The organism is Moorena sp. SIO4A5 (assembly GCF_010672005.1).
Classification (GTDB): Bacteria; Cyanobacteriota; Cyanobacteriia; order Cyanobacteriales; family Coleofasciculaceae; genus Moorena.
Genome location: NZ_JAAHHZ010000335.1, coordinates 1 through 5033, shown reverse-complemented (window position 1 = coordinate 5033; position 5033 = coordinate 1). Strand labels below are relative to the sequence as shown.

Genomic DNA, 5033 nt, shown 5'->3' with positions numbered 1-5033 from the left:
CCTTACCAATTCTCCGACAAGGTATGCGTGGTCCAGCAGTCCAGCAATTGCAGAGGCGACTGAAATCTCTTGGTTTTTTAAAAGCCACAGTAGATGGGGTATTTGGAGAGGTTACGAAAGCCGCAGTTCAAGCCGCTCAGCGCAAGTTCAAACTAGAACCTGATGGCATTGTTGGTCCTGCTACTTGGAATGCTTTGCTACGTTGATGAAATTTTTGTGGTTCCCGTAGCGTGGCCGTTCGCGCAGCGTGGCCTACGGCCTTAAGGGCATGGTTGACGATTGAAAGTTAACTGTTCACTGTTAACTATTCAATCATCAACCGTCAACAAAACACTAGTTATAGTGTTAGTTATAGCGTTTATTGCATTTATGAGGTACCCTTCTCAAGCTCAAAGTCCCCCTTTTTAAGGGGGATTTAGGGGGATCTATTTGTACCTCATGGGAAAGACAATTGCTATATATTTTTGCCGGTTAACTAGTGATAATTCTTGATTGATATTACTGCTTTGCTTGTTTCTGCTGCTTGACTTTCTGCTTCAATACGGAACTAATTCCTAAAGCCCCCAAAGCTAAAATACCTAGGGTAGCAGTAGGTTCGGGAATTCTTTCACCTGTAGACAATGACAGCTCAGCACGAGAAACAATGGCATCATCTCCATAAAATACTGGAATCTTGCCACTATTGGCATTAAAGACGTTCACGATTTCTCCTGAGTCGTAAAACTCCAGTAAATTTAAAGACACCGATTGCTTAGTTCGTACTGGGAGATTGCGGATCAGATCAATAATAATAGTATCCAATCCTATGATCCCAAATACATCGGTAGTAATCAGGGAGTTGTTTGGTGTCAGGTCTAAAATTAGTTTCGCTTGCGATAACTCATTTATTGATGTTCCCAAGTCAGAAAAATCAAAGCTCCAACTGGTATCTTCATCAATTCCATTACCAAGGGTGGTGTTACCCCCAGTCCTTTCTATCGTAAAATCGCCGTTTTGTAGGGTTTGACCAATACTGGCATTTAGTATTCTTGAAGGACTTGAGCTCCCAATCGCTTCAGTGGTGAAATCAAGACGACTAGCCAAGGCTTTTTCAGGTATTAAGCAACTGCTTAATAGGACGGCAACTGTAGCCACTGAGAACACTTTTAAAGTAAGCATTTTGATGCTCCCAAACCAAAACTAAGGTTAGAGTTAATGGCCAAATAACTCTATTATACTCCGCTCACGATAATTTGGTAACAAAACAAGGGATACTCCAGATAAAGATTTATGAAGTCCTTTCTAAGCATTCAGGCATCAGGAAATCAAGGACTTTAAGCCTGCTTACTTCAGTCAAGGGTGCTGACGCTACTTTTTCTAAATTTCTGGGAACTCTGTAAATGTAACTCAAATGCGATTTGTCAGTCAAGCAGGATGGCACAAGCAAATGATATTCAAATCTTTAGCCCAAGGGGTTTCCAAGGTTTCTGGGAAAGTTCCCCTTCGCCTGATCTTGGTCATACCATTTGTCCTGCAAATCTTCGCAGCTGTGGGACTTGTGGGATATCTGTCCTATAGAAACAGCAAGAGAGCGGTTAATGATGTTGCTACTCAACTGCTTGAAGAAGTCAATGCTCGGGTTGAGCAGAATTTGGATGCTTACCTAACCATTCCTCATCTAGTTAATCAGATTAATGCCACTGCCATCAATCTAGGTCAATTGAATTTGCAAGATATTCCTCAATTAGAGCGTTACTTTTGGCGGCAGCTTCAGATATTTAATACCCTGACATTTACTGGATTAGGCTTAGAGAATAAAGACAACCTAGGAGCAGAACGATTAGATGATGGTACACTGATACTAAGAGTCTCCACCAAAGCTAGCAATCATATTTTTTACTCCTATTCTACTAACGAATCTGGGGAGCGATGTAGCGCGGTTTTGGGGGAAATCCCCATGAGTGACTGCATCAAGAAGCGTCAGGAAATCCTAGACAGTATTAAATTTGATCCGCGCACTCGACCATGGTATAGAACTGCTGTCAAAGCTGGTCGCTCAACTTGGAGTGAAATTTACCCCAATACTGCTGGTGTAACTGCCTATCTCGGTGCATCAATGCCGTTTTACGACAAACAGGATCAATTGCAGGGGGTACTCCTAACTAATATAAACTTATCACAAATCGGCAAATTTTTACGCAGTCTAAACGTTGGCAAAACTGGACAAGTTTTTATCATTGAACGTTCGGGAATGCTCGTGGCAACCTCTACCGGTGAGAAGCCTTTTCGCACTACTCACCAAGACTACGGAGCCGAACGATTTAAAGCAACGGATAGTAGTAATGCTTTCACTAAAACTACGGCTCAATATTTATCAACCAAGCTGAATCAAAAACAACCAATTCAACGTTTACAGCAATGGGAATTTGCTGTTGACGGTAAACGAAAATTTGTACAAATACAGCCGTTTCAAGATGAGTTTGGCTTGGATTGGTTGATTGTGGTAGTGGTGCCAGAAGCGGATTTCATCGAACAAATCCACGCCCATACCCGCACTACTATTGCCTTATGCCTAGTAGCATTGTTACTAGCAACAGAAGTCGGAATCGTTACATCCCGTTGGGTTGTGCGGCCTATCCTCCAACTGAAGGATGCAGCCATTGCTCTAGAGAAGGGACAATTTGACCAAATTGTCAACCAGGAGCGCTCCGATGAGCTTGGGGTTTTGGTTAAGGCATTTAATAACATGGCAAGACAATTGCAAGAGTCCTTTGCCACCCTAGAAGCCAAGAATACTGAATTGCAGCACCTCGATCAACTGAAAAACGAATTTTTAGCGAATACCTCCCAAGAACTCCGCACCCCCCTCAATGGCATGATCAGTATTGCTGAATCCCTGATGGATGGTGTTGCAGGACAATTGCCCTCCAAAGCAAACGCTAATCTTGCCATCATTGCATCTAGTGGAAAAAGACTAGGGAATTTAGTCAACGATCTCCTGGATTTTTCGAAGCTAAAACACAAACATCTTGAACTTCAAATTAAGCCAGTCAGCATGCGAGAAATAGCCAATCTCGTCCTTGGACATTCCCACTCTCTAATTGCGAAAAAACCTTTGCAGTTAATTAACTCAATTCCTGCCGATCTGCCCTTGGTCGATGCTGACGAAAATCGGCTGCAACAAATTCTTTATAACTTAATTGAGAATGCTATTAAGTTTACTGAATCTGGTAAGGTGGAAGTATCAGCTGAGCAGTTACCCGTTAGCAATGACGAGTTACCAATGTTAGTCATTACTGTCTCAGATACAGGAATTGGTATTCCAGCAGATAAATTAAATCGGATTTTTGACTCCTTTGAATCAGTAGATTGCTCCAGGACTAAAAAATATGGCGGGAGGGGTTTGGGATTAGCGGTTACTAGACAGTTAGTCGAGTTACACGGTGGCAAAATTCATGTGCGATCGCTTAGCCTGCCAGAAGCACAATGTCGCCTGGGAGGATCCCCTAAGCGATCGCAAAATAAGTCTGGTTCCCAGTTTACATTTACTTTGCCAGTGTCTCAGAGGCAGGTTCAGCAGACCTCAGCACTGTTGCAAATTGAATCAATCGCTCCAGTTCCGGATTTGACGAATGAAACCCCGAACTTTACTGGAGCCTTAGCAGCAGACAGTGGATATATCAAAATTTTGATTGTGGACGATGAACCAGTCAACCGCCAGGTTATTAGCAATTATCTTTCCATGGAAAACTATGCGATCGCTACAGCCACTAATGGTTTAGAAGCTTTAGAAATGCTCTCAACTGGCTTCCAGCCTGACTTGATCTTACTGGATGTGATGATGCCCCGCATGACCGGCTATGAAGTTTGCGAAAAAATTCGCCAGAAGTTTTTGCCCAGTGAACTTCCGGTGATCATGTTAACCGCCAACAATCAAGTTTCCGATTTGGTAGAAGGGTTTACTTTTGGGGTAAATGATTATCTGACTAAGCCTTTTTCTAAGCATGAATTGTTAGCCCGAATTAAAAGTCATCTACGGCTTTCTCAAATTACCTCTGCTTATGGTAAATTTGTCCCCCATGATTTTTTGCGCTTCCTAGGATATGACAGTATTGTTGATGTTAAATTAGGGGATCACGTTCAAAAAGAAATGACTGTTCTTTTTGCTGATATTCGCTCTTTTACCAGCCTATCAGAACAGTTATCTCCTCAAGAAAATTTTAATTTTATTAATAGCTATCTGAGTCGAGTTAGTCCAGCAATCCGCGCTCACAATGGCTTTATTGATAAGTACATTGGAGATGGAGTCATGGCACTTTTTCCTGAGTCAGCGGATGATGGGGTTCAAGGTGCACTTGAGATGCAGCAAACAGTTGCGGTCTACAATCAGCATCGGTGCCAAAGTGGTTATGTTCCGATTACTATCGGTATTGGTTTACATACAGGTAGCTTAATGCTAGGAACCATCGGTGAACAAAAGCGGATGGAAAGTACGGTTATTTCTGATGCAGTGAATCTTGCTTCCCGCTTGGAAGGATTAACCAAACTTTATGGTGCAGGGATTATGATTAGCCAACAAACCCTCTATAACCTGAATGAGTTTCAAAAGTACAGTTATAGGTTTCTGGATCGAGTCAAAGTTAAGGGAAAAAATAAACCGGTGGCAGTATTTGAGCTATTTGATCAAGATCAGCCGCAACTGAAGCAGTTAAAGAGACAAACTAAGAGTAACTTTGAACAAGCTGCTTTTCTCTACCATCGGCAAGCTTTCGCCCAAGCTGAACAGATATTTCAGTCAGTTTTACAAACCAATCCCCAGGATAAAGCAGCCATGCTCTATGTCAAACGCTGCCAACGGTATCAAACTTATGGTGTGCCAGAGGACTGGGAACGGGCAGAAGCGTTGCATGAGTCATAATTCGGCGTTGCATCGGGTAGGTCGGCGGGGTTACCCCCGCTTCGCCCCCTAAGCACCGTGCGAGCATGTCTCCATGCACACGGCGCAACCAATTCCTTTAGAACACGTTGTTTTTACAACCTACTTTCCTTGATTT

At 42.7% G+C, this 5033-nt stretch carries 3 protein-coding genes; 2 read left to right on the top strand and 1 reads right to left on the bottom strand.

The genetic code is table 11. The features are described from left to right. Positions 1 to 206: peptidoglycan-binding domain-containing protein (locus F6K57_RS36410; RefSeq protein ID WP_293073025.1), on the top strand; the 206-nt coding region annotated here is incomplete at its 5' end. Between the two features lie 292 nt (positions 207 to 498). Here F6K57_RS36410 and F6K57_RS36405 read toward each other — a convergent pair. Next, on the bottom strand, positions 499 to 1158 hold the full coding sequence (locus tag F6K57_RS36405; RefSeq protein WP_075903728.1) for a hypothetical protein: 660 nt from the start codon (positions 1156 to 1158) through the stop codon (positions 499 to 501). 268 nt (positions 1159 to 1426) lie between these two features. On the opposite strand from F6K57_RS36405, the gene F6K57_RS36400 reads away from it, so the two are divergent. Further along, positions 1427 to 4897, top strand: a complete 3471-nt coding sequence (locus F6K57_RS36400) for a response regulator (protein WP_293073021.1) — start codon at positions 1427 to 1429, stop codon at positions 4895 to 4897. The last annotated feature ends 136 nt before the right edge of the window (positions 4898 to 5033 follow it).